Origin of the sequence: Allobosea sp. UC22_33, assembly GCF_042700715.1 — a bacterium.
Lineage (GTDB): Bacteria > Pseudomonadota > Alphaproteobacteria > Rhizobiales > Beijerinckiaceae > Allobosea.
Genome location: NZ_CP170556.1, coordinates 485,004 through 509,805 on the forward strand (window position 1 = coordinate 485,004; position 24,802 = coordinate 509,805).

Annotated in this window: 20 protein-coding genes; 6 read left to right on the top strand and 14 right to left on the bottom strand. The window is 61.2% G+C overall.

Annotation, left to right across the window (positions count from 1 at the left end; genetic code table 11):
• Positions 1–47: 47 nt before the first annotated feature.
• Positions 48–1,397: a UDP-glucose dehydrogenase family protein gene (locus ACFJGT_RS02260; protein WP_377845436.1), complete on the bottom strand. Its 1,350-nt coding sequence runs from the start codon at positions 1,395–1,397 to the stop codon at positions 48–50.
• A gap of 246 nt (positions 1,398–1,643) precedes the next feature.
• Between ACFJGT_RS02260 and ACFJGT_RS02265 the strand changes: the two genes are divergently transcribed.
• The gene (locus ACFJGT_RS02265) at positions 1,644–3,107 is read left to right on the top strand and encodes an undecaprenyl-phosphate glucose phosphotransferase (RefSeq protein WP_377845438.1); all 1,464 of its coding nucleotides are present in this window, start codon (positions 1,644–1,646) and stop codon (positions 3,105–3,107) included.
• Between the two features lie 134 nt (positions 3,108–3,241).
• On the opposite strand, the gene ACFJGT_RS02270 is transcribed toward ACFJGT_RS02265, so the two are convergent.
• The 4 genes from ACFJGT_RS02270 to ACFJGT_RS02285 form a co-directional block, all read right to left on the bottom strand.
• Complete coding sequence (locus tag ACFJGT_RS02270; RefSeq protein WP_377845440.1) at positions 3,242–5,158, bottom strand: hypothetical protein; 1,917 nt, start codon at positions 5,156–5,158, stop codon at positions 3,242–3,244.
• A gap of 200 nt (positions 5,159–5,358) precedes the next feature.
• Positions 5,359–5,622 (bottom strand): hypothetical protein, encoded by a 264-nt coding sequence (locus ACFJGT_RS02275; RefSeq protein ID WP_377845442.1) that lies wholly within the window; start codon positions 5,620–5,622, stop codon positions 5,359–5,361.
• 251 nt (positions 5,623–5,873) lie between these two features.
• Positions 5,874–7,100, bottom strand: a complete 1,227-nt coding sequence (locus tag ACFJGT_RS02280) for a glycosyltransferase family 4 protein (RefSeq protein ID WP_377845444.1) — start codon at positions 7,098–7,100, stop codon at positions 5,874–5,876.
• A 277-nt stretch (positions 7,101–7,377) separates the two neighbouring features.
• On the bottom strand, positions 7,378–8,559 hold the full coding sequence (locus ACFJGT_RS02285) for a polysaccharide biosynthesis/export family protein (protein WP_377845447.1): 1,182 nt from the start codon (positions 8,557–8,559) through the stop codon (positions 7,378–7,380).
• A 770-nt stretch (positions 8,560–9,329) separates the two neighbouring features.
• Between ACFJGT_RS02285 and ACFJGT_RS02290 the strand changes: the two genes are divergently transcribed.
• Positions 9,330–10,043, top strand: a complete 714-nt coding sequence (locus ACFJGT_RS02290) for a hypothetical protein (protein ID WP_377845449.1) — start codon at positions 9,330–9,332, stop codon at positions 10,041–10,043.
• 24 nt (positions 10,044–10,067) lie between these two features.
• Here ACFJGT_RS02290 and ACFJGT_RS02295 read toward each other — a convergent pair whose 3' ends face one another.
• Both ACFJGT_RS02295 and ACFJGT_RS02300 read right to left on the bottom strand, forming a co-directional pair.
• On the bottom strand, positions 10,068–10,283 hold the full coding sequence (locus ACFJGT_RS02295; RefSeq protein WP_377845451.1) for a hypothetical protein: 216 nt from the start codon (positions 10,281–10,283) through the stop codon (positions 10,068–10,070).
• Between the two features lie 478 nt (positions 10,284–10,761).
• Positions 10,762–11,457 carry a CatB-related O-acetyltransferase gene (locus tag ACFJGT_RS02300; protein ID WP_377845453.1) on the bottom strand — a complete coding sequence of 232 codons (696 nt, stop codon included), beginning with the start codon at positions 11,455–11,457 and terminating at the stop codon, positions 10,762–10,764.
• 514 nt (positions 11,458–11,971) lie between these two features.
• Between ACFJGT_RS02300 and ACFJGT_RS02305 the strand changes: the two genes are divergently transcribed.
• Positions 11,972–13,462 (top strand): oligosaccharide flippase family protein, encoded by a 1,491-nt coding sequence (locus ACFJGT_RS02305; RefSeq protein ID WP_377845455.1) that lies wholly within the window; start codon positions 11,972–11,974, stop codon positions 13,460–13,462.
• A 163-nt stretch (positions 13,463–13,625) separates the two neighbouring features.
• Entirely contained in the window at positions 13,626–14,741 is a 1,116-nt protein-coding gene (locus ACFJGT_RS02310; RefSeq protein ID WP_377845458.1) for a GNAT family N-acetyltransferase, read from the top strand.
• On the opposite strand, the gene ACFJGT_RS02315 is transcribed toward ACFJGT_RS02310, so the two are convergent.
• From ACFJGT_RS02315 to ACFJGT_RS02345, 7 genes are all read right to left on the bottom strand, one after another.
• Positions 14,735–15,331: a class I SAM-dependent methyltransferase gene (locus ACFJGT_RS02315; RefSeq protein ID WP_377845461.1), complete on the bottom strand. Its 597-nt coding sequence runs from the start codon at positions 15,329–15,331 to the stop codon at positions 14,735–14,737. The two genes, ACFJGT_RS02310 and ACFJGT_RS02315, sit on opposite strands and share 7 nt — an antisense overlap.
• An 8-nt stretch (positions 15,332–15,339) precedes the next feature.
• Positions 15,340–16,011, bottom strand: a complete 672-nt coding sequence (locus ACFJGT_RS02320) for a polysaccharide deacetylase family protein (protein ID WP_377845463.1) — start codon at positions 16,009–16,011, stop codon at positions 15,340–15,342.
• Positions 16,008–17,051: a glycosyltransferase family 2 protein gene (locus ACFJGT_RS02325; protein WP_377845465.1), complete on the bottom strand. Its 1,044-nt coding sequence runs from the start codon at positions 17,049–17,051 to the stop codon at positions 16,008–16,010. The genes ACFJGT_RS02320 and ACFJGT_RS02325 overlap by 4 nt, the downstream gene beginning before the upstream one ends.
• Before the next feature lie 14 nt (positions 17,052–17,065).
• Positions 17,066–18,013 carry a NosD domain-containing protein gene (locus ACFJGT_RS02330; RefSeq protein ID WP_377845467.1) on the bottom strand — a complete coding sequence of 316 codons (948 nt, stop codon included), beginning with the start codon at positions 18,011–18,013 and terminating at the stop codon, positions 17,066–17,068.
• Positions 18,010–19,194 (bottom strand): polysaccharide pyruvyl transferase family protein, encoded by a 1,185-nt coding sequence (locus tag ACFJGT_RS02335; RefSeq protein WP_377845469.1) that lies wholly within the window; start codon positions 19,192–19,194, stop codon positions 18,010–18,012. Before ACFJGT_RS02335 ends, ACFJGT_RS02330 begins: the two co-directional genes overlap by 4 nt.
• Before the next feature lie 19 nt (positions 19,195–19,213).
• Positions 19,214–20,287 (bottom strand): Coenzyme F420 hydrogenase/dehydrogenase, beta subunit C-terminal domain, encoded by a 1,074-nt coding sequence (locus tag ACFJGT_RS02340; RefSeq protein ID WP_377845471.1) that lies wholly within the window; start codon positions 20,285–20,287, stop codon positions 19,214–19,216.
• Between the two features lie 419 nt (positions 20,288–20,706).
• Positions 20,707–20,946: a hypothetical protein gene (locus ACFJGT_RS02345; RefSeq protein WP_377845473.1), complete on the bottom strand. Its 240-nt coding sequence runs from the start codon at positions 20,944–20,946 to the stop codon at positions 20,707–20,709.
• A gap of 512 nt (positions 20,947–21,458) precedes the next feature.
• On the opposite strand from ACFJGT_RS02345, the gene ACFJGT_RS02350 reads away from it, so the two are divergent.
• Together ACFJGT_RS02350 and ACFJGT_RS02355 are read left to right on the top strand one after the other, a co-directional pair.
• Positions 21,459–22,985 (top strand): right-handed parallel beta-helix repeat-containing protein, encoded by a 1,527-nt coding sequence (locus ACFJGT_RS02350; protein WP_377845475.1) that lies wholly within the window; start codon positions 21,459–21,461, stop codon positions 22,983–22,985.
• 227 nt (positions 22,986–23,212) lie between these two features.
• Positions 23,213–24,592, top strand: coding sequence for an ATP-binding protein (locus tag ACFJGT_RS02355; RefSeq protein WP_377845477.1), 1,380 nt, complete (start codon positions 23,213–23,215; stop codon positions 24,590–24,592).
• Positions 24,593–24,802: the final 210 nt, after the last annotated feature.

Genomic DNA, 24,802 nt, shown 5'->3' on the forward strand with positions numbered 1-24,802 from the left:
CGTACCGCCTCCGATCGGACGCGCGATGATCTAGCAGGCTTCCCGGCTCAGGCGGCCGCGTCGATGCCGGCCTGTTCCTCGGCCGCCATGTCGCCCCTCCCGACATCGGCATATGTGAAGCCCTTGGCTCTGACCTGTTCGGCGCGATAGACGTTCCGCAGGTCGACGAGGACGGGGGCGGCCATGGCGGCCTTGACGCGGTCGAGGTCGAGTGCCCGGAAGATGTTCCATTCGGTCACGATCACGGCCGCATCCGCGCCCGCCACGCATTCATAGGCATCCTTGCAATAGGTCACGCCGGCCGGCAGTACCGCCTTGGCCTGTTCCATGCCCTCCGGATCATAGGCCCGGATCTTGGCGCCGCCATCGATCAGCGCCGTGACCACCGCGATCGAGGGCGCGTCCCGCATGTCGTCGGTGTTCGGCTTGAAGGTCAGGCCCAGCACCGCGATCGTCTTGCCCCTGACCGAGCCGCCGCAGGCCGCTATCACCTTGCGCCCCATCGCCCGCTTGCGCTGGTCGTTCACCGCCGCCACCGTCTCGACGATGCGCGCCGGCGTGCCGTAATCCTGCGCCGTCTTGATCAGCGCCAGCGTATCCTTCGGGAAGCAGGAGCCGCCATAGCCCGGCCCGGCATGCAGGAACTTCGAGCCGATGCGGTTGTCGAGGCCCATGCCGCGGGCGACGTCCTGGACATTGGCGCCGACCTGCTCGCAGAGATCGGCGATCTCGTTGATGAAGGTGATCTTGGTCGCCAGGAAGGCGTTGGCGGCGTATTTGGTCAGCTCCGCCGTGCGCCGGCCGGTGTTCAGGATCGGCGCGTTGTTGAGATAGAGGGGCCGGTAGATATCGGCCATGACGGTGCGCGCGCGCTCGTCCTCGGTGCCGACGACGATGCGGTCCGGCCGCTTGAAATCCTCGATGGCCGCGCCCTCGCGCAGAAACTCGGGATTGGAGACCACTGCGAAATCGGCATCGGGCCGGAGCTCCCGGATGATGCGCTCGACCTCGTCGCCGGTGCCGACCGGGACCGTCGACTTGGTCACGATCACCGTGTGGCCGCTGATCGCCCCGGCGATCTCGCGCGTCGCCGCATAGACATAAGAAAGATCGGCGAAGCCGTCGCCGCGGCGCGAGGGCGTGCCGACAGCGATGAACACCGCATCGGCCTCGGCGACCGGGCCGGCGAGATCGGTGGTAAAGGACAAGCGCCCCGCCGCCGCATTCGTCCGCACCAGCTCCGACAGGCCGGGCTCGAAGATCGGGATCTCGCCCCGCTTCAGCGCCGCGACCTTCTCCTCGACTTTGTCGACGCACACAACCTCATGCCCGAAATCCGCAAGGCATGCGCCAGACACAAGCCCGACATAGCCAGACCCAACCATAACGATCTTCATGTGCTGCCCCCGATTCCGCTGCGCGACATCGCTACGTAAGGTTGAGCTCATGCGGCGATATTATTTTTGAACGAACGCATCGTCATCCCGTTGATGCCGATATGCCTCTCCGCCGCGTTTTTATCATGGCCGCTGTTCTGCTTTCCCGCGAATTTCAGCTTCGATCGGCAAAATGCTTGCTTTGCTTGTGTTGATAGTTAATATACTGATAACCATATTGGTGTGTGGTATACGAGGGCTGTTGGAATGCTACCTGTTGGTGTCGGTGAGCATTCGACAGAAGGCGCCAGGCGGGATGTATCCAGATTCTCGTTAGGGTATGGCGCCCTGCAGCCCGTTGCCGCAATCGCCGACGCGCTGGCAATCATGATGGTCGGCGGCTGCGCCACCTTGATTTACCATCGTCTCGCTGGGTCAGGGAAAAAGCTCCTCGACGTCAATTTCCTCAGCGTGGCATTGATGACGGCGGTGCTGTTCATCACGCTGTCCTATTTGACCGGCGGCTACGAGCCGAAGACGCGTGCGGATCGCCGTGCCAGCATCATTTCCGCGCTAAAGATCTGGGCGTTGACCTTGGCATTCATGGTCCTGTGCGCGTTCCTGTCCAAGGTCAGTGCCCAGTACTCGCGTGCGACCATGATTCTTCATGCCGCCGGAGGGGCGGTTGCGATCACGTTCATCCGCATGCTCTGGCCTCACCTCGTCCGACAGGCGATGGAGAACAATCTCGTCTTCACGACGACTGTGCTGGTCGTGCGGATCGGGGACGATCCCGATGCCAGCAAGGCAGCTGATCTCGTGCGCATGCGCGAGCTCCGCAACAGCGGCTTGCGACCGGTCGGATCGCAGGTGATGTCGCTCGGGCTGTCGGACGGCCGGATGGAGCAGCTCATCGCCTTCGTCGATGAACGTTTCAGGCTCGGCCAGCTCAACGAGGTCATTCTCCTGGCCGGCCATGACGCCCTGTCGCATCTCGATGAGGTGGTCGAGCGGTTGCGGGTCGTGCCCGTGCCGGTTCGGTTCGTCCTTGATCCGGTGACGCACAAGGTTCTGACGCGCCCGCTGAAGAAGGTCGGCTCCCTGATCCTGGCCGAGTATCAGCGCGCCCCGTTGTCGATCACCGAGCGGTTTTTCAAGCGCAGCCTCGATATCGCCGTCTCCCTGACCGGGATGATGCTGCTCAGCCCCCTTCTTCTGATCGCGGCTCTGGCCGTGAAGCTCGACAGCCCGGGCCCGGTCTTCTTCAAGCAGGCGCGGCGCGGTTTTGGCGGCAAGCCCTTCCTGATCCTGAAGCTGCGCTCGATGGCGGTCCAGGAGGATGGGGCGGCTGTCGTTCAGGCCAAGCGGGATGACGCGCGCGTCACGCGCGTCGGCCGGTTGCTGCGCCGCACGAGCATCGATGAGTTGCCGCAGCTCTGGAATGTGTTTGCGGGCCACATGTCGATTGTGGGGCCGCGTCCCCATGCGGTCGCCCATGATGATTACTATTCGCAGTTGATTGAAGACTACGCTTTCCGTCACCACGCGAAGCCGGGCATCACCGGCTGGGCGCAGGTCAAGGGATTGCGAGGCGAGACGCCGCATGTCGAGAACATGAAGGCTCGCATCGAGAAGGATATCTGGTACATCGACAACTGGTCGATCTGGCTGGATATCATGATCATTCTCCGGACCGGCTTGGTCGTTCTGGGACAGCGAACCGCCTACTGACCTGCAGCAAAGCCCAGCGCGGTGAGGCTCGACCCAACCGGACGGCTTGCTGCCGTGATGCTCCGTTCGGGGCAGTGCTCGTATTCAAGCAGGCAGTCCGGGCCTGGCGCCGTTTGGAAGCCGGTTATTTCGGGTCAGGGCGCCAGTCTCTCATAAGCCCCCGCCGCCGAAGCTGTGGCGCTGCGGGCATTGCCCGCGAGATCGAAGGCCAACACGGGCGCCTTGACCCGGCCTATCGCCGGTGATCCCGCCTGCAAGGTGTAGTCACCGCCGCCGGCACCGGCGAGCGACGCGGAGATCGTGCCCTTGTAGTCGGTGAAGAGTGGGTCGTTTCGAGCGGTCGCGCTCGTCCCGATGCTGCCGTCAAGGCCGGGATAGTCCTGCGCGAAATACGTTCCCAGGCCGCCGCTGTTCGCGTCGATGAACTGTGAGAACTCACCCCGGCACCCGACGCCGTAGAGATAGGCCCAGTTTCCCGTGCGCGAGGAGGCATCCGCGCCGGCTTCATTCGCGCCTCGGAAGACGTCACCCTTCGTATTGATCGCGGTATGGATGTTCCCGACGAAAGAGTGGAGCCTGTTCGTGCGCGCCGTCAGGCCTTCGTCATAGAACAGGTTGCAGCGGCCGGAATTATGGAAGCCGGCGATGGTGTTGTGGTGCATCACGACATGCGAGCTATTGCCGGCCTGGCTGTCGTTCGAGATGCCGAGGAAATGGCCCGTCTGCGTCGAGGTCCATTCAAGGACGTTCTGCAGGATCGCGCAGCCGGCCACGTCTGACGTCAGGGCGAAACCGATGCAGCCCGTACTGGTCGGCGACCTGATCTTGTTGAAGGCAAGGATAGCTCCGGAAGCCGATTTCGTGCCTGAGGTGATCGTAACGGGTCGGTCGAGGTTGCTGCCCAGGATGTTCCAGAGCTGCAAGGCCGCGCCATTCAGGTCGCCGGACACGCCGCGCATGAGAATGTGGTCGCCTGCCGCCACCGGGCCAAGGATACTGTTGCCTGTCAGCCCCGTGAAAGAGCCGCCGACCCAGCCGCCGTCGCTATTCGAGAAGATCGAGGCGTTCTGGGAGTTATTGGCGAAGACGAAGTCCTCGACGATCACCCGCAGGCGGGATGAGGCCTCGCCGGTAAAGCCCAGAGCGCCGGTCCGGTCCAATGTGACGCCCTTGATCCGCAGCCAGCCGCCAGCCGCGCCGAGGCGCAGGCGCGCCGAGGCCGTGCCGAACTGGAGGATAACTCCCGCTTTCGTGGCGTTGGGATCGCGCGTGAAGATGCACTCGCCCGTCGTCTGAGGCCGCGTCGCGATGATGGCTGAGGTAGTCAGAACATGCGTTCCAGCCATGAAGCGGATTTCGACACCGTCGAGGGAGCCATTGACGGCGACGGCCCGGTTGACCGCGCCGGCTGCCGTGGCGCAGGGCGCAGCTTCCGCCGCTGCCGCTGCTGCCGAGACTGCGCCGCTCGTGTCATTACCGATCGTCGCGTTGACATAGACAAAGACCGGGCTCGCGGCGAGCGTGAGGTTCTTGAGAAAGACTTGCGGGCGGAACTCGCGAACGGCGGACTGGTCGGTGGAGCTCAGGATCGATGCCGCGCCACCGATCCACGGGAACACGCGGGCATTGGCGGTGATCGGTCCCGCAGACAGGGAGGTGATGTCTAGATTGCAGGCATAGCCGACGACCGCGTTGAGATCGCCGGGATGGCCGAGAATCGACGGCGCCGTCACGATCTGCGTGATCGTTGTCACGCCGTCCGTTGCGCGGAACTCGATGCAGGCGACCTGCTTGCCGGACCGTGCATTGCGATGGGCGGCGACCAGTTCCAGCCGCAAGCTGTTGCCGATCACGCGCCGATCGGGCAGCGCCCAGTTGGCGATTGGCTTGGGCGAGACTTCGCTCGCATTGTTGGCTGCCCCGCCGAGGATCGTATCGGTCGCATAGATATAGTCCGAGAGCGCCACGCGGCTGGCATCGAGACTGGCCTGTGCCGGATAAGGCTGGCGCACGCGTTTCGTCAGGACCAGAGCCTCGACATGATTCGTCACGGCCCCTGTCGAGCTGTAGCCGGCACGAGACAGCGCCAGATATCGCGGCGCACTGACCGGGTCCATCGTCGGAGGGGTGGTGTAGGCGACTGACCAGCTGTCGGCCCGGGCGCTGGTGATCGCTGAATCGGAGACTGGTCCGGCAGGGGCGGGGGTACCAAGGCGGTGGCGGCGGCCGATACCTGTTCCGACCGTTGGCATCAGTAATATCCCCGCAGGCCGGTCGCGGTGGTGCCCGTCGCCTTGATCCGGACGATGCGCCAGTCCAGCGTTTCACCGGCCAGAACGGGCTCGATGGTTTCAAGCCCGCCGAGCCAGGTCACGGCGAGCGCTCCGGCGGCCCCGGTGATGCGGATCTGGCGCGTTGCGAAAGGCAGGTCGGTGCCGTCATTGGGAGTGATCGCAAATCCGCCGATCAGTGGAGACGACAAGCCCGGGCTCTGGCTCGAAAAGATATCTGGCATGGCATATCTCCTGAATTAGGAGCTAATTCCTATATCGAAAGGGCGCTCATGTCAAGAACAAAATAGGAACATGACTGCGAGATTCATCCGGCCGCGCCGTTGCGAGGGGCGGCGGTAGTCGGCGTATGATGGGAGGAAGCCGACTCGGATATGATGAGCCGGGTCGCGATCAGGTGCCCGGCAGGATACGCGATGGTCCTGTCGGGAGCATTGCGTCGCCGTGCCAGCGATATCGATGCCGGGGCTCGCGGCTATCGCCGGCTTGGGTCCACTGCGGCGTTCCGAGGGGCCGGCACCGGCAAGCCGACCTCGCGATCTGACAGGGCGCGTTCATAGGCGGCCAGCAGATGGGGAACTTCCACGGACCAGTTCAGATATTTCTCGACGCGCTCGCGGCCGATCTTGCCCATGTTCTCGCGCATTGCCGGATCGTTGATCAGCACCGTGATCTGGCGCGCGAAATCATCGGGATCGTGGATCCTGGCATAGAGCGAGGCATCCTTCGCGCTTTCGCGGCCCTCGTCGAGGTCGAACTGCACCAGCGGCTTGGAGAACGCCATGTATTCCATGATCTTGTTCATGGTGCAGCGCCGGGTGTAGTCGTTATAGGGATCGGGGCAGAGGCCGATATCGATCGAGCACAGAGCATTATGCAGGTCCTTGCCGGACAGGTATCCGGTGAATGTCACGTGCCCGGAAAGTCCGAGTTCAACCGCGCGTTGCTTCGATGCCTCGAGTTCCGGCCCGTCGCCGATCAGGACGGCATGGAAATCCGTCACCCCGTGGACGGAAATCAGTCGTGCCAGGATGTCGAGCAGCACGTCGATGCCGTCCTGCGAGCCCATGATCCCGACATAGCCGAGGATGACGCTGGCGCGGGCCCGGATCGCGGGATCGACGACACCCGTGCGCATCTGGTCGGCTTTCGGCGAGCTGCGCACCACGAAGACATCCGCAGGCGCCTTGCCTCCGCGGTCGAACGCGATCTGCCGGTACGACTGGTTGGTCGAGATCACCACATCGGCGGCCTTGAACGTCAGCCATTCCGTGACGCGCATCAGTAAATGGCCGAAACCGGTCTTGCCGAATTTCTCCTTGTAGAGCTCGGGCGTCAGGTCGTGATGATCGAACACCAGCCGGACCTTGGCGAGCTTGAAGGGCAGCGCGACCAGAAACAGCACGTCCGGGGGATTGGCTACATGCACGACGTCGAAGCGGTCGCTGCGCCAGACCTTCAGGGCCAACCGGAACTCATGGAACAAGGCCGTCGCATATTCCAGGATGAACCCGAGAGCGCCGCGCCCTTCCTCGGGCAGCCAATGCCGCAGGATGCGCACGCCATCGATGGTTTCGTCGAGCGAAGTATAGCCCTTGCCGACGGGGCAGATCACCGTGACTTTGTAGCCTGCCTCCAGAAGCGTCGTCGCCTCCTGCCACATCCGCCTGTCGAACGGCACGGGCAGGTTCTCGACGATCATCAGAACATGAGGGGCCATGTCATTCCCAATGTAGAGGCGTCGCGATACGATTGCAGGTAGGAGCGTCGTCCCGGAAAGCTCGGGCTTTCGTAGAGTAACTACCGCAGAGTAGCTACCGCAAAGTAACGACGCAGTCTGCTTCGTTCGGTCGACATGCTTACCGGCTTGCGCCGGCAAGGCTCGCTTATCCCCCCGGCCGTTTCGCTTCGCTCTTGGCCTCCAGCAGCACCGCCGCCGTCAAGCGGTGGCGGTGCGGGAGGATCGCGTCGCGTAAGCCTCAGTAGTTCGGGATAAACCCGCCCTGGATTTCGCGTGCCGGCCGCGTCACGAGACCGACCAGTTCCAGAAGCTTGCGCAACTGCGTGCCGGCCGCATTCGAGATGTAGACGACGTCGCCATGGCGAACCTTGAACTGGTTGCCGACGAAGATGCCGCCGGGCGTGTCGTAGCGGATCTGATAGACGGTCGGGACCCGCGCGCCAGGGAACTGGGCGAGGTTTTCGGTGTCGGCCGGAAGCGCCCGGCGATCTTCCATGCGGAGCACGAAGATCGAGCTGATATCGGCCCGCGTGTCGTTGAAGCCCTTGGCCCGCCCAAGTGCGTCCGTCAGGGACATGTTGTCGACATCGATATCGACGCGCAGGTTTTCGCCGCTGGCGCCGAACACGTTGAGGCTGCGCGAGACCGGCTGCACGTAGATCGTATCGCCGGGCAGGACCGCCGCGTTCGCTGCCGGATCGAGCATCAGCCGCCGCATCGAGACACGTGACGTATGCGAGCCGCGCTGCAGGACGACTTCCAGGCTGCGCGACGTGCCGTCGGGACCGCCGGCCTTGGCGACCGCGTCGAGGATGCGCATCTGCGTGTTCCGAACGGGGAACTGTCCGCCGGTTTTGACCGAGCCGATGACGCTGACGAGCGAGGCGCGGTCTTCCTGCATGGTCACGACGACCTGCGGCTCGATCGCGCGCTGCTTCAGCTTCTCCTCGATCTCCGTCTGCACGGCCGGAAGGCTACGCCCGACGACGCTGATCTGGCCGGCATACGGCACCGAGATATTGCCGTTCCGGTCGATCTGCTGGGCCGGCAGGTTGATGTAGTTGCCGCCGCCACCGGAATTGCCCGCCGCCTGGGGCGAGGTGAACAGACCGCCGCTGCCGGCTTCGAATATCGTGACGAGGACGACGTCGCCGATCTTCGCCGAGACCTGGGCCTGCGCGCGGCGGGGCAGGGACCCGAAGCGGTCGGGTTCACCGGAAAGGGAACGAGCGAGTTCAAGCGACGGCGCGACGAGCACGAAAGGAAGATTCATCTGCTCCTGCGTGGAGCCGATCTGTACGGCAGCCGTCTGGCTTGCGGCGATCTGCGAGGGGCCGCCTTCGGGGATGAAGCCGCTCGTGCACCCACTGAGCGGCAAGCCCAGGAGAGCCGCAGCCGTCATCAATTTACGGAAACTCATTCTTCACCTCGCCGCCCAACGACGTATCCTCTAGCCACAATTCCGCCATACGCAAAGCCCCTGCCGTTAAGATGCCTAACAACACGGAGAATCGCGCGGAGCCAGCTCCGAACGCGGGAAAGCATAAGTCAACGAGGTTTAATTGCCCACTTAGGAAGTTTGGCATTTCGCATCAACGGCAGCGTCGGTGAGATATAGTTTTCTCGATGTATTAATGCCATGTGGGGTTCGTGTTATCTATAGAATTGTCCATTTTTCGAGAATTCAAAGTCAAATTTGATTTGAATGAAGCAGTTTTGCGCCGCCGCTCTGTCTCGAATTCCACGGGCACGGGTGTGTGGAGTGGCATATTTTTAGGATCTGTCGCAAAATAGCAACGATGGCAGCTTGCGTCGCATTTCGAGCGCAAGCGCCGGGAACTTCTCCTGTGCAAGACGTTCGCTGGTTCAGGCTCATCCCCGCGCTGCCTCGAGCGGGCTTTCGGGTTGTCGCGTCTTGAACCGGGCGAGGCTGAAATCCACCTCTCGTTAGAAATTGTGTCCGACGGCGAGGCGGCGAGTGCCGCTCTGCCGCCAAAGGCGGATCTCGGCATGATGCTCGCCCGAGCGGTGGTTGGCCGGCTTCCGGCGCATCTTTAAACACAAATCGAGAAAAGCGAGGTCCAGCCGACGGGAAATGCTATCATGTGTTGCTGCGATGCGATGGTTTCTTTACGCAATGCAATGTAGGTTAGGCGGAGTTCGTGCAAGGTGGCCCGGTCGGAGAGTTTGGTGCAGGAACTCGTAAAAAATCGCGCGACCGGAGCGTTGTCGCCGACAGCGGCCAAGCGGACGGCCTGGAGCTATCCGACGCATGTGACCGGTGAGCTCGCGGTGATAGTGTCACCGGCCTCCAGAATGGCCGAGCGCCTGATCTCGGTCACATCGCAGTTGCAGCATATGCATGTGGACCTCGGCACGAGGTCCTTCTGCTTTATCGGGGACGACAAGAAGGTCGGTACGACCGTGGTCGCTGCCAATGTAGCTGCGGCATTCGCGATGAGCGGACAGAGAACGATCCTGGTTGAAGCCAATTTGAGGTCGCCACGTATCGGGTCGATGTTCGCCATCGACAAGGCCAAGCCGGGCTTGTCGGAATGGATGGCTGGGCTAGGGGATGTGCAGTCTTGGGCGGGTTACATGCAGCCGGCCTACCCCAACCTGATGGTGATGACCGCGGGCAATGCCCTCAAGGAAGGAGAGGCCTTCCTCGCGACCGAGCTTCGTGGCCTTATCCTTGAGATGTCCCGTATGTTCGACGTGGTGATTTGCGACTGCGCTCCGATGTCCGATGTTTCGGGCACCTTGGCGGTCGTGACTGCGGTCGAACGCACGGTCATCGTCGCTCGCGCGAACAAGACGCGTCTGAAAGCGCTGATTGGCTTTCAGGATGTAGTCAAGAACTGCGGCGGCGTCATCGGCGGCAGCGTACTGCTCGATTTCTGACGATCGCGTTCCCCTCTGAGCCTGTCAGGCGAGGCGGTCTGCGACGAAGGGCCGGCTTTCTTCAAGGCAGACGACGATTGCCTTTAGCGGAACGGAGGGCGCATAGCGAGAGCCGCTGGCATGGCGGATCTCTCCCTCGCCCGTGCTTCGCGTCACGCGATTGAGCCGGAGGACGTCTTCGCTCGCCGCGATATGCAGGATGTAGCTGGCTTGGCCGGAAAGCAGCAGATGTTCCGGCATGGCCGGCAGGGCGCGTCTGAGGAAACCGCCTGGCGCAGGCCGGCGTCAGCCGCATGGCATGTTGCAACCCATTCAAACGGACCCCCATTCCGGAAAGTCGCGATCGATTTGCCCGTCGGGGAGATGGACCGGACTCCGGAGCAGATGTCCGCAATCGCCGCGTCTTCAGATGGCGTCGGCGCCCCCGTTAGTTAGCACCGGACGCAGGAAGCCAGGTTCGGTCATAGTCATGGTTGCCTGCGAGGGACCCAGCACCGCGGCGCACAGGCCGCAGCCCGAGCAGAGGTTGGCCCTGTGAACGATCGCTAGCAATATGGAATGATTTTCCCTGCATATCCCGTCAAAGCGTCCGGTGACACAGAAGTCGCGCTTCTGCATCGCGACGCGATGCGGGCCGCTGCCGGCCCAGGGCGTAGCGGCCATGGTCCGCATGACGCCGCAGTATCTCTGTACGCCAATGAAACGTTTGAAACAAACCTCACACAGGCTCCCGTCTGTTATTCGATGCGGCCAAGAGCGGATGTCCTTCGCGCCAGCCGGCGACAGGAAGATTGAGATCGGCGACGAAGCTCGCGAGCTCTTCCACCGGCCGTTCCCACCAGCGGCTGGCCAAGATCCGTGCCCGGATCTCGGAGTCGAACCGTTTCCGCAGGACCCGGCCCGGGTTTCCTGCCACGATCTCGAAATCATCGACATTGCGCGTCACGATCGTGCCCGCGCCGATCACCGCGCCGATGCCGACCCGAGTACAGGATTGGGTGAAGATGACCGATTGGCCGATCCAGGCATCCGCGCCGATCACGATCGGTTCGTGCTTGATCGTGCGCTGCCCGACATGGCCGAGACTCTCGTTGTAGAAATAGGGGTGCATGATCAGGTGATCGAGCGGATGGTTGAGCCGCCGCATGACGCCGCTCGCCATGGAGACATAGCGCCCGATCCGGGCTCCGCCCGGAAACTGGCCAGGCTCGAAGCAGGAGCCATAGCTATGCACGCCGATCTCCGTGTCATGGAAGCGTGCGAGGATCAGCCGCAGCGTGGCGCTGCGGAACTGTCCGCCTTCCAGGCGGCTGGCCAGCGCCAGCACGCGCCGGCGCAGGCGCTTCATGCGATAAAGCCGTAGCAGCAGAGGGGAGATCGCACTGGTCCTCAGCTCGTCGTCTCGAACGGTCATGCGCGAGGTCCGGACGACGCGCCTGCATTGCATGGCACTTGGCGATCCCGTGCCGGTCGTTGCCGGTCGATGCGATAACCGATCACGAGATCTCTGCCTCCCCTGGCGTCGCCGGCCAACGCATCGGCCCGGCCCTCCGGTCCGTCGTCACTGGCGGAAACCTGCCGCTCCGCAGCGTCAGGCAGCGGCTTAGCTGCGTTCAACGCTGCAAGTATGACGATATGCGTTTCGATTCCGTTGTTTTTCCAAGCTCTCGGCAGAATTCGAGCAGCCTCGCCTGTGATCGCAGCCATGGGTTCGTGCGATGGAGCCGACAGGGGCGATCCTCTGCCCGCGCAAGATGGTAGCGATTGCGGGCTTTGTGCGATGGATGAGGCGGCTGTTCAAATCGAAGCTGACGTGACAGTGCTTGCCAGAGTTGCCGCTGCGGAACAAAAGCGAGCGGCCAGGATCATCGACGGTCTACCAAGTCTGTCGGAGGAAAGACCGGCTGACTGACAACGAGATGTCGCAAATGGCCCGCATGGGGCATCGCGGCGGATATGGAGCGACCGGAACGATGGTGCGATGGCTGCGCGCGGCGTCAGGGCTGCCGTTCCTCTTCGAAATGGGCATCATCGCCGAGCTGGTGGGCTCGCTGCTGAGAGCCGTCGCGCTCGCGCGCATCCTGCCGCCGGATCAGTTCGGCATCGCCATCTCCCTGATGCTGGTGATCACGCTCGTCGACATCGGCTCGGATATCGGGTTGGACAAGTCGATCATCCGGCTGGGCCAGGACATGGATGCGGCCGTCGAACGCGATACTCTGCATCTGTTGTCGGTGCTGAGGGGCGCTGTGTTGGCAGTCTTGCTGCTGGCGGCCGCGCCTTTCCTGGCGACGTTGTTCAAGGCGCCGGGCGCCACGGGGTCGTTTGCCCTGCTGGCGGTCGCTGCGCTGGCTCGTGGATTCCTGCACTTTGGCGTCAAGGAGATGACCCGCGACTACAAATTTGGTCCCGAGGGGCTGACAAACCTTGCGCTCTATGTGTCGACCACCGTGATCACCATCGCGGTCGCATGGATCACCCGCTCATACACCGCCATGGTGTACGGGATCGTTGCGGGGCAGGTCATTCAGTCGCTCGTATCACATGGATTGGCGCCGCAGCCGTGGCGGCCGCGCTGGAACACCGCCGCGGCGCGCAAGGCCGTTGCGTACGGCCTTCCGCTCGTCCCGAACGGTATCTCCCTTGCCCTGAAGAATGTCGGTGATCGTATCATCGTTGGATTGGTTGCGGGCGCGAGCGCGCTGGCTGTCTACAGTGTCGCGGTCATGGTTGGATTGATGCCGCGGGGCATCGTGCTGCGCTATCTGGTGGCAGTCTTCATGCCGCGGATGGTCAATTCAGGTCACGGTCCTCAGACCGTTCCGATCGTCAGCGCCTTCGCCATCGTTTCGGCGACTGTCGCCACGGTGCTCGGCATCGGGCTCTGGGCCGTCGGCCAGCCGGTGATCGCCATGGTCTTTGGCGTGGCCTATCTTGCACCGCAGGCGTTGATCAGCGCGGTCGCGATCATGATGGTGACGAAGATCCTGTTCGGGATCGTGTCCGTTCCGGTTCTCGCGTTCGGCGAGACGCGGCTCGTATTGATCGCATCGGCCGGCAGCCTGCTCGGCATGGCTGCTGCTGCGCTGGCCCTGATCTATACCCATGACCTTTCGGTTTTCCTGCTGACGATGAGTTTCTTCGAGTTTGCCGCCTTGCTCATCTCCGTCCAGATAGGGGGCGAGAGGCTGCTGTTCGATCCAACGGTCGCTCGCGTCAGCCTGGTCGCTCCAATTGTGATCCTGATAGGCCTTGGGCTGGTAGCGGAGCTTCCCGGGCTTGGCTGGCCCTGGCGCAGCCTGATCGGTGCCGGCGCAATGGTAACGTGTTTGCCGGGTATTCTTTACATGCTCAAGCGGTGCGGCCTGTCTCTGCCGGGTGTCTGGCGGCTTGTGCGCAGTAAAGGCAGTAAAGAATGAACGAAGATCTCGCTGTGGACTGATCTGAGCCCTTAAAACTGAATCGCCTTGGGTTAGAGTTTTCTGCGTCTCGGATCAAATCTCCATGCGTGCAGGTACTTAGACCTGCTATTCATCCGGGGCGGTTTGATGATAAGGCGCTCCTGGATAGACAGGTCAAATCATGTATCACGTTCGACAGGCGACCATTCAGGATTGGCCCTCCATTCGGGATTTTATCAACCGAACCTATGGCAGCAGCGCTCATTATAAAGATTATCCACGGTGGCATTGGCAGTTCCGTGACACTCCGTACCAGCGGGAGCCGGACGACTACATGCCGGTCTGGATAGCGCTTCAAGGCGACAGAGTGGTTGGTCAGATTGCACTTCAGCCCAGTCTGCTACGGTTAGGCATGGAGGCAATTCCGGCAAGCTGGATTGTTGATGTGATGGTCGACCAGGCGCATCGTGGCCGAGGTCTTGGTCGCAGAATAAACGATGCGATCGTCGCTTCCGGACGCTTGCTCATCACCTTAACCATGGCACCGGCCACGCGCAGTATCATGGAGGCGGCCGACTGCGTAACCTTGCCGCCAGTACAGCAAATGGTTCGCCTGAATCAGCTGTCTGGCACCACCGTGGCGTTGCTGTTGGAACGTATCGCCGACAATCGGGCGCGATGGCGACATCCTATTTCACTATTCAATCGGTCGCTGATGGGACCGGCGCTGCTCGCCCGCGGCCTATCGCTTGTCGCCCGGTTTCAGCGCGGCGCGGCGCTGAGTAGCTCCTTGCCGATGCGCGAGATTGTCGCTCTCGATGCCGCGACGATCGATCGGCTGGCAGGGTTGCTCACCACCAAGGTTGGTGCCAGCTTCGACCGGAGCGCATCCTTTCATACGTGGCGTTTCAACGGCGCCCCCGATCTCGCTTACCGCTTCGCCGAAGTTGACGCGCCCGCTCGAGCGCTCGTCACTTGGCGCCTGCCACGACCGGTAGAATTGCCAATTGGAACTCTCGTCGACCTGCTGGCCGACCCAACCGACCGGACCGCGCTGCTCGCAGGTATCGACCACGCGATCACGGAGATGACCAATTGCGAAGCCATTATCGCTGGCGCGTCGGATTTGCGCTTCGTCAACGCGCTGCGATCGCGCGGCTTCGTCACCGTAAAGACCCATCATCCTACTGCGGTGAGTACCGATCGAGCCTTGCTAACCCGCATTGCTGCCGAAGATCGCTGGCACTTCACCAAAGCCGACCACGACTGGGACCAAATCCACCCCGCCACTCATTGACTCTGCGGTCGCTTCCAAGTGTAGGCCTCCCAGACGGTACCCTCGGCGACGATGTCTTCAAGCCGGCTCCAGCCCGGACCGACGAAATAGGTACGCATCTGCCGTGCCCGCTCGGCATAGTTAGTGACGAGCAGGCAGTCACTGATCTGCTGCATCTCGTCGAGAACGCGACCAATATCATTCGAATAGTATAGCACTTCGAACGCAGTCACCAGATCGAAGCGGCGCTGCGGAAATAACGCCCTGACGCCTTCCGCCGTTCCCACCTTCAATTCGGCCTGTGGACACACCAGACGGGCACGTTCCACCGCCTTCTCACTCACATCAATGCCCGCGACGGTATGACTTAACTGCGCCAGCCATACGGTTTGAAAGCCTTCTCCGCAGCCCAACTCCAATAAGCTATCGCAGTCACCAACAATTCGGCGAATTATCGCGTTGCTCGCTGCAAAACGATGCTGCTCCTTGGCGCTGCCCAAATTCCATGGATCCTTGATCGCGTAAAGACGCTGAAGGTCATGGTAGCTACCGCTGAACTTTGATCGGCGCAGCCAGAAGCGCGCCCATTGCGACCTCAACTGTGCGATCATTGCCGTTCCTAGAGCAAGTGGCGGCGAACCGTGGTGGACGCAGAGCGCCGCAGCCTCTTCGACAGCGGCAGGCGATCATCGATTAAGCACATCAACCGCTCCATGGTCATATCGCTTCGCACCGAGGTGCGACTCTTCACGCGCTGATTGGACCGCGAAGGGCCGCCGTCGCTGGTATAGATGTGAGCAAAACCTGATCGCTTGAGATGGGAGATCACCCGACGGTTGTAGGCCCCAAAAGGGATCGCCACATCGCTGATCGCCTTTCCTGTCGCGATCGCTAGCGCTTCTCGCGCAACCACGGTCTCGGCGTAAAGCTGCTCAGGTGGCGCCTTCCTCCAGTCGATGTGGTCGCGGCCGTGCAGACCGAGCATCATGCCCATGCCAGTCAACGTCATCGCGTCTTCCGGCGAGAGATAGCGCGGATCGTTAAATCGCCCCGTAAGCAAGAAGAACCTGCCCGTCAGCCCGTGTTTGGCAAGGAGGCGGGCGCCTATTGTCAAGTCCGATCGGTTGCCATCGTCGAATGTCCAAAATATGCGGTCGGCATCTCCGCGGGCGAGAACGGCATCGATGATGGACGCAAAAAAGTCTTCGCTTATCCAGTAGGGCCGCTCTGCTGCGTCGACGCCTGCGTGCGGCAGACCGATGCCGTGGAAATTGAGGATGAATTGGTTCAACCTCTATCTCCGAATGCGTAAGCTCGAGCGGTCGCATCGGAAATGCGCTCGCTGACGCGAGCTGGCGGAGGCAAAGCTAGAGTACCGGCGATCACGGCTTCCGCCTCGCCAACGGCACCCTTGCAAAGCAACTGCGCGCCTTTCGCAAGGCCATAGCCAATTGCGGCCAGCAGACTGCCGGGTAAAAAGCGACGTACGAAACGGAGGCGGTTCCGAAAGTTGAAGTAATTCGCGAATGCACTTGGCCGGCGGGTGGTGTCACCCGTCCCGATTGTCGTGCCTCCGCGATGATACACGATCATGTCAGCCGATACACGCAACGGCAGCGTGCCGCGCCGGAAAGCCCAATCCACCTCTTCGTAATAAAGGAAATAATCTTCCTCCATTGGCCCCGCTGCCTCGACGAACTTGCGGGTTGCCACGAGGCTGGCGCCGGTTATGTAATCCAATGTCGTCGCACAGGGCATTAAAGTGGTTGCCGATGACTGTCCGGCGTTGACTGACTTGCACGTTCCGGTGCGGCGCGAGACGCGCCCGCCATCAGTCTGAATTTCGTCCGGCCGTTCGTAGAACAATGTTCGCCCGCCGAGGAGAGAGAACCGCTCACCTGTCGTCGCATCCATGATCGCTGCGGGCGTCTCCGGTGACACGACGCAGTCGGGATTCAAGACCCAAATATACTCGATAAGCGGATCGGCGAGCAGCAGTCGTAGGCCGGCGTTTACGCCATGAGCATAGCCGCCATTGAACGGTGACCTGAGTAGCGTCAGATGACAGGGCATAGCTGGTGCTGCGTCGGTGGACGCATCGATCCAGTTGATCGGCTTGACGACGACCTGTGCGGGAGAAAGAGGACTATCGGCGCGGCGGCGGTACGGCACGCGCCCGCTAGCCCAATCAGCTATCACATCGCACGTGGCGTCGGCTGATGCGTTGTCAACCACCACAACGCGCAAATCTGCACCCCGCGCGGCAAACAAGCTCTCAAGGCATTCGTCGATGATCGCCGCTGACTGAAAAGCGACGATGACGACACCCATCCTTGGGGCCGCGCTCATTGGCATGGGGTCTGGCCCGGCAAGTTGGGCATATCCACCACGCGATTGCCGCACTGCACGACATCCGTACCCAGCACCATTAATTTGGCTCTGACGGGGCGATGCGGTGGTTTGGGCAGAGTTGCGCCTGGGGTCGTGTCGACGACGTTGTCGATCACCTCGCCCTGCCGCAGTCCGCTGACCGTGATGCCGTTGGGCACGCCTACGCGGACTCGGTTGCCGCGGATCACAACTCGATCAAAGCCGCCGTCATCGATCCCGTCGCGAACATGGTTGCCGAGGAAGATGCCCTGCATAAGTCCGTCGGCCTCATTGTCGATGATGGTAAGGTCGCTTGTCGGCGGGAAGGCCGGACGCGACCAGGCCTGGATACAATCGGCGTGGTCGCCGTCCTTCAGCCGATTGCCTGCAGCATCGTAGACCGCAGGCGTCGGACGAAAGTCGCGACAACTATTGCGCTCGATCCTGACCCGCCGCGAATAGGCTACATTGATGCCGTCGGAGATGAGTTCGGTGAGCCGATTCCCGACCAATGCGACATCCTCGCCCTGGTTCACGACAATCCCGCGGTGCGCGCCGCTGATAGTCATGTTTGCGATACGGATATTGCGCGCTTCTCGGATGGACACGCCGTAGCTGCGTCCGCCAGGCCCCACTATCGTCCCGCCATCGATAGTCACGCCCGACAAGCTTGCGAGTATCAGGCCGGTGAAGTTTGCCTGTTGAGCTTGAATGCGGATAGCTGGCGAGTAGGCCTTTTGTGGAAATTGCATCGCGCCATAGTCGCCGGGCGCCAGAACGATAGTCTCCCCACCACTGGCCGCCTTGAGCATGCTTGATAACGTGGCCGGGGTCGCCAACCGCTCTGCAGGCTGCCCCAGCGCGCTGAAACTCGCCATCCCGACCATCAAAAGCGCTGGGAGGCTCACCGTCCGCCAGTTCATCCTTGCTCCCCTCTCACCCGCGTAAACAGCGCGCTTAGAGCCTCGCTATAGGCGTCGAGCATCGACGAGACGCGCGCATTGCCTGCTGACACTCCCGTTGCCAACTCTTCGCGCCGATCCACACGATCCAGTATGTAGCGTGCCGCACCGTCCGCGTCATGACCGGTCTGGTTGAGCGTGTGATAGTAACCTAGCAGCTCGTTGAAGAGCCCTGCAAACTTGCGGCTATAGGCCACCGGCACGACCGGTATGCCGGCGGAGAAGGCACCGATGCAGGCATGCATGCGGGCGGCGACCAACAGGTCAAGGCCGGAGATGTAGGACTTTGCCTCCGACGGCCCGGCAAAATCCGGTACCCTGATCGCATCAGGGTAGCGAGCGGCCAATTCGTCGACGATCGTCGCGTCATTGTCGGCCGGACGTGTGTGGTCGACGACATGGGTTAGCAAGTGAAGTACCAGGTCCTTGCGCGCCGTTAGCGCGTCGAGCAAGGTGATCGTCATCGCCGCGTAATCATAGCTGAGGCCGTAACGGTTGCCGGCCTTACCGCTCTGCGCCCACAGCAGGCCGGATACGTTGATGCCGACGTGCGTACGTCCGTCTTTTGCTGGGAGCCTTCTCTCGAACGGCAAGCAGAATGCCACATCGGCGGATAGCAGCCGCTTCGCACCAGGAGCCAATGCCCCTGCCACCTCGTATGACAACGGGTCGCGTGCTACCGTGAGCGTCGCGCCTGATATAATCCTGCCGGCTAGCGTCTTATAGGGCTGGCGGGTGAAGGGGCCGATCGTCTGAGGACTCAGCACCAGTGGAACGCCTCGCATGAGCGCTGCTTGCTTGGTGAGCCACATCCAGAAAAAACGCTTTCCGCCGTAGATGTCGGTAAAGCTATCGCCGGCGGAGATGTCTAGAACACAGTCCAATTGCGCCATTTCCGCCCAATACTCGCGCGAAGTAATGAGCGTGCGCCGGTTGATGCGGATCACCACGTCTCCGTCCGCGGTCGTCTCGCGCGCGGTGCCGGCGCCTGGCGCCAAGATTGTGAAGCGCGGTTCCAAGCCCGCGTTGCGAGCCGCGGCTGCGGCAATCGCGCGATTGCTCACCGTCAGCGCATTTACACCGTGGTTGCCGGAGTCGAGTGCGTGCCAAAGCAAGCCAATGGAGATAGCGCGGTCGCTCATCAGAGATGCTCGTCTCGTTCTAGCGGCGGTTCTGGACGATGCGGCGCACGGTGCCGAGCCAGTTTTTCGCCGTCTCGCTGAATCCAGCGGCACGTGCCGCTTGCCCGACGTCCAAGCCGCTCATGCGCGGCCGCGGCTGAAAAGTCGCTGCACAACCCGCCAGCCGCGCTGCGACAAGCCGCTTTCGACGCGCCTGGCCCGGCTGCATCAAGTCGATCTCGCCGACGGGCAACGGTTCGGCCACGACGGCCCCGGCGGCTTCGGCCGACCGCAGCAGCGCGTCTCCCGCGGTCGTACGCGACATGATGAGGCTACGACCGTCCTGCTCCTCGAACTGCGGGTAGCCGCTCTCGCCACCATACCAGGCATCCGCGCACGAGACGTCGGCAACGCCACCCACGGCATCGGGGCATATCTTGCAGCGGAACTGCACTTCTTTGGAAAGCTGTTTGCCCCAACTATCTTCGTAGCGCATTTCTGCCACCCGGCCGTTATGGGTCTCGGCACGAGTCAGTCCGGGCCAGCCATTCCCGCGGTAGCGGAAATGGCGCACGTTGGCGAGATTGATGCCCATCTCCGCCAGTATGCGTTCGGCGCCATCGTGGCTTGGCAGGCCGGCGCAGAAGAACGAAAGCATCAGCGGAACGCGTTCGGCGACACGTGGATCAACCTTGGCAAGTTGTCGCAGGGCCGAGACGTCGCAAGGCTTGCCGACAAACGCAAAGCGCAGCGGCTCGTTCAGCGCCGCATCAATGAAGGACAGCGGCGACGAGGCGGTATAGCGCGAGCCCGCGCCCTCAAGCACCTCCTCGCGGTTGTGCGACCAGCGCATCCGGTTGCGTGTCGGCTGCGCCGGATCAGCCTCGACATGCAGAACACGGTCGACGTATCCGGTTTCCAAAGCGTGGATCAGCAGGGCGGAAAGCGCGCCTCCTGATGAGGCACGGTACCGCACCTCCGCGTCGGTGGCATGGCCCGTGAGGATCCTAAGCCAAGGCCCCCACGACACGTGGCGTTTGTCTGCAGCTTGCCATGCTGCGACGACCGCTCCCGGGCATGCTGCGGCTATCGCCTGCTCGGCCAGAGGCGGCATTGTAGCTCCGGTAGCGGCAGGGCGACTATAACCCGGCGCCACCGATTTCATTACTAGGGCGCCGCTAGACATTCCAGCGCACAACCCACAGCCCGTGCACAACTGTCCGGCAAGAACCCGCGATACAGTTGGAGAAATTTTTTTCAAACGCACGATTCCACTCTAATTTTAGAAATCATAGCTGCTGCCTTTATGAAGGGCTAGCGCGAATGTAACGTCAGTTGATCGAGTTTTGCCGATGTGGCCCACGTTTATTCATATACCTGGATCTAGGTCGGATCGACATTCAGCATTGCCGGATCAGGGTGACAGCGACGTGTCGGAAGCCAGTGAAGTGGATTTTTCGGCGGTCGTAGCGCGTGGCTAAGCGGGGAAATTCTTGAGGCGATTGAGGTATCGCTCGATACGGTTGCGGCGCTTTAAGTATCGATGTGGTGAGGGATGATGATCTTGCGGTTGCGCTCCGAAGGGATCACCATCTGCGCTTTCATCACGGCGAACCGATCGCGTAAGTAATTGCCAACATAAATTTGCCGGCGAGTGCCGCGTCGGCTTTCTGTTCTTCCAGAAGATCGGGAGCGCCTCAACGCCTGATCCTTGCCTGCCCCTTTTCCAGTCGCCGCATGCTGGTGGGCGCGCACGAAGGGGCTGGCGAGCATCAGGTCCTTTTGTCGCGGTCGGCGATCAGCGAGGCGAACACCATCTCCCAAAGTATGCGGCAGTAAGTCGGGAGTCATGGTTTCGTATTGGCTTTCAGGGCCGAGATCATGTCGCGGTTCCGTTGCGTTGACTCTTGCGGACGGGCGCGCGTGGCCGAAACACGGACACTTTTTGTCAAGTGGTTGGAGCAAGGGATCGTAGCTAGGAATGTTATTCCATTACCATCCGTCAAACTGAAGCATGACGCTGATTTCACTGCCTTTCGGGCCGAACGGCCGGCGTCATGGTCTTGGAGCGGCCAAATAGTCGGGTGCATCCGGGGTGTGTACGAAAAAGCTCCATGGCCCGGCGACTATGCTGAATAGAGGGTTAGGTCAAAATCAACGTTTCAATTCAAATATAAATTTTGTCCAGCAGCTAATTTTAGAATCTTGATGTCATTGTCTGGGGGGTGATGGGGCGTGACGATGAGTTCCCCCGCTCTATTGATGCAACGCTCAGGGAGCTATCGATGCCTGCCAATCACGTTGTTTCTGTTTCCAATCAAGCTGAGTTGTCTGCTGCCTTGAAGGAGCGTACTGCGGACACGATCATTGTTCTCAAGCAGGGCAATTACGGCGACGTTACATTCAATGCCAAGGAGAGTCCACTCGGCGTTCATCTCGTTGCGGCCGACCCGTCAAAGCCGCCCGTCTTTACGGCTCTGTCGATCTCGAATGCAAATGGCGTGAGCATCACGGGCGTAACCTTCACACCGAAGGACGACGTCAAGTTTGCGAATGGCTTGACCTTGCGCGGTTGCGAAGATGTTATCCTGACGAACAACACGTTCGCGGGCGGCCCGGCCGGCATGGACATGCTGCAGCGCGGCTTGCTGATTGATCGGTCGGCCAATGTTGTCGTCCACGACAATGATTTCTCTGGACTGATGCGCGGGGCCATCTTCAGCGAGTCGACGGATATCTCGATTACCGACAACACTCTCCATGATCTGCGCAGCGAAGGCTTTAACTTCGCCGGCGCCAAGAATGTCGAGATCGCCGGTAACGACCTCCGAAATTTCTATCCGATCGCCGGCGATCATGCCGATTTCATCCAGTTCTGGACCCGCGGCACGACGACTGTTTCGGAGAATATTCACATTCACGATAACGTCATGATCCAGGCCAAGACCGGTCTCTCGGTCCAGGGCATTTTTATGGATAACGACGACAGCGTACCGTATCGGAATGTCGTGATCGAGGATAACCTGATCCAGTCGGGAGCGCCGCGCGGCATTCTGGTCGAGCAGGGGATTGGCGTGAAAGTCGTCAACAATACAGCTCTGGCGGTCAACGGTTCCGACTACAAGTTGAACATCGCCATCACCGACTCACATGATGTCGTGGTCTCGAATAACACGGCGAACGCCTTCACGCTGAAGGGCAATGCCGGCCAGATCGACGCGGGGAACGCGACCATCGTGAAGACCGTCGACGGTGCCAAGTCTTTGACGGCGCAGGAAATCATTGACCTGCGGCATGATGCGCCGATCATCAGGGGCAGCGATGGCGATGACAAGCTGAGCGGTACGAACAGGGACGACATCCTGATCGGCGGCGCCGGTAACGATACGATTGCGGGCGGACGCGGCGACGACATCCTGATCGGCGGCCCGGGCAATGACGTTCTGACGGGTGGTGCAGGCGCCGACCGGTTTGTATTTTCGGCGCCGGGCCACAAAGTCTACGAGAATGATCGCATCATGGACCTGTCCTTCGCGGAAGGTGATGTGATCGAGCTGAATGGATTCGGTGCCAAAGTCTTCGGAAAAGCTGCCGGTGTTGACCTTGTTGTAAACGGCAAGACTTCCAGCATTGTGATCGACTCGGTTGCGGACCTCGTTGAGCTGTCCAAGCTCGACTCGGTGACAATCTCGCGCAAGGGTAAGACTGATCTCATCACGCTTTCGATTCACGATAGCGATGACGGCGTTGTCGATATCCAGCTCTCAAACATGTATACCCATTACGCGAATGCCGGCGGCTCAATCATCTGATGCCGCGTAAGCTTGGGGCTGCGTTGAACTTTCGACGAAAGCGGCCTGCCGAGCTATTCTTCAATAAAATTCGGTGATCGGTATTGGGCGGCCCGTTTTTTGCTGGAGACTATCTTAACGGCAGGTCGTCGGCGATGTGCGATTTTGCTGACACTGTGATAAACGCATCAAGAACCTCGGCTACCGCCTTGGTTCTGGAATCGACGAGTAGCCCCGGTAGGTAGGAAATGTCTTTCGTCAAGAATGTGATTGCAAGTCTGTCCGGCCGCCGGTCGGGGTTTGCATCCGCAGGAAGAGGGCAGCGTCAGGATCCCACGCAGTCGCGCGGCCGCGGCCGGCCTCCGGCTGATGCCGATGAAGAAATGGCTTTTCGCTTCCTGGCCTCCGACAGCATGCTCGGAGACGTCGGGAGCGAGAGGCTGCTGCGCGCGATCAAATCCTTCGCACCGAGCCAGCCGACGCAGAGCATCGCGCAGTTCGCAGGACGCGCGAGCACCCTGACGCAGGTGATTACGGCGATCGAGGAGCATCGCAACCATCTGGTTCTGTTCGGTGGTCGGGGCACCGGAAAGACCTCGCTGGCTCTGGCGATGTCTTCGGTGGCGCGCCGCGTCGGCTATCATTGCTCCTACGTGTCTTGCACGCGCGAAAGCACGATCGATTCGATCTTCCGGTCCGCGCTGTCCGAGTTGCCGATCCGCTACGATCAGCAATTCGACCCACGCAATGAGGCTGTCGACCCCAACCTCAGTTTCGAAGCGCTCGCACCGCAAGGCGAGATGACGCCGCAAATTCTCGCGGACGTGCTGGCACGCATCAGGAGCACGCGGCTCCTGATCGTGATCGACGAGTTCGACCGCAATGAGAACCCAACCCTGACACGCGATCTCACCGAGATCATGAAGGTGTTGTCGGATCGCGCGATCCCGGTTCAGATCGTCATCGTCGGCGTTGGCGATGTTGTCGATAATCTGGTGGGGGAGCATTCGTCGATCGCGCGCGTGCTTTACGTCGTGCGCCTGACGAGCATGTCTGACCAGCAGATTCGCGACACCCTTGTATTGGCTTCCAGGCATGCTGATGTCGAGATGCGCCCGGATGTGACGGACGCTATCGTCAGCATCTCGTATGGGCGGCCTTATATCGCGCGTCTGGTCGGACTCAAAGCTGCAAAGATGTCGCTTTTGCGGGGCTCCGCCTTCGTCGAGATCGAGGACTTCAGGTCCGGCACCGAGGAGTTGCTTGGCTATCTGGATTCGGCGGGTTTTGGTCAGGCGGGGCGCTTCATCAGCGCATCAGGGGCGAATGCATCTCTCTTCGTTGCGATGCTCAAATGCAGGCGTGACTCCTCGGATCGATTCACGATCAACGATGTCTGCGAGGTTTTGACCAAGGTGCCGGCAAGCGCCGACTTCGTTCAGAAGGTTGAGCAGGCGATCGATCTTCTTGCGTCGCCGGAGTTCGGCCTGCTGACCGTCACGCCGGGCCCGGTGCCGCTATGCCAGTTTGTTGATCCCCGAGCTGAACTCTGCATCTCGATTCTCTGCGGCCGGGCGCTGGACCGCCTTCCGCGGGCGCAGACCAACCTCCAAGCATTGCATGTTTGAGAAAGTGCGGCCATTTCGGCGAGGGTGTGAAGGGGCGGCGTAAAATAGGGCGCCGCAAGGTTAAGCATCCCTCGTTTTTCATGGGGCGGCTGTTGCAACGCAACGAGAAAAACCTTATCAGAATAGCAAAGCGGACATCGCCTTAGAGCTTCCTCGATAACGTGCGGGAATAGCTGCGTTGGACGATAATGCCACTTTGGCTGCTACTGA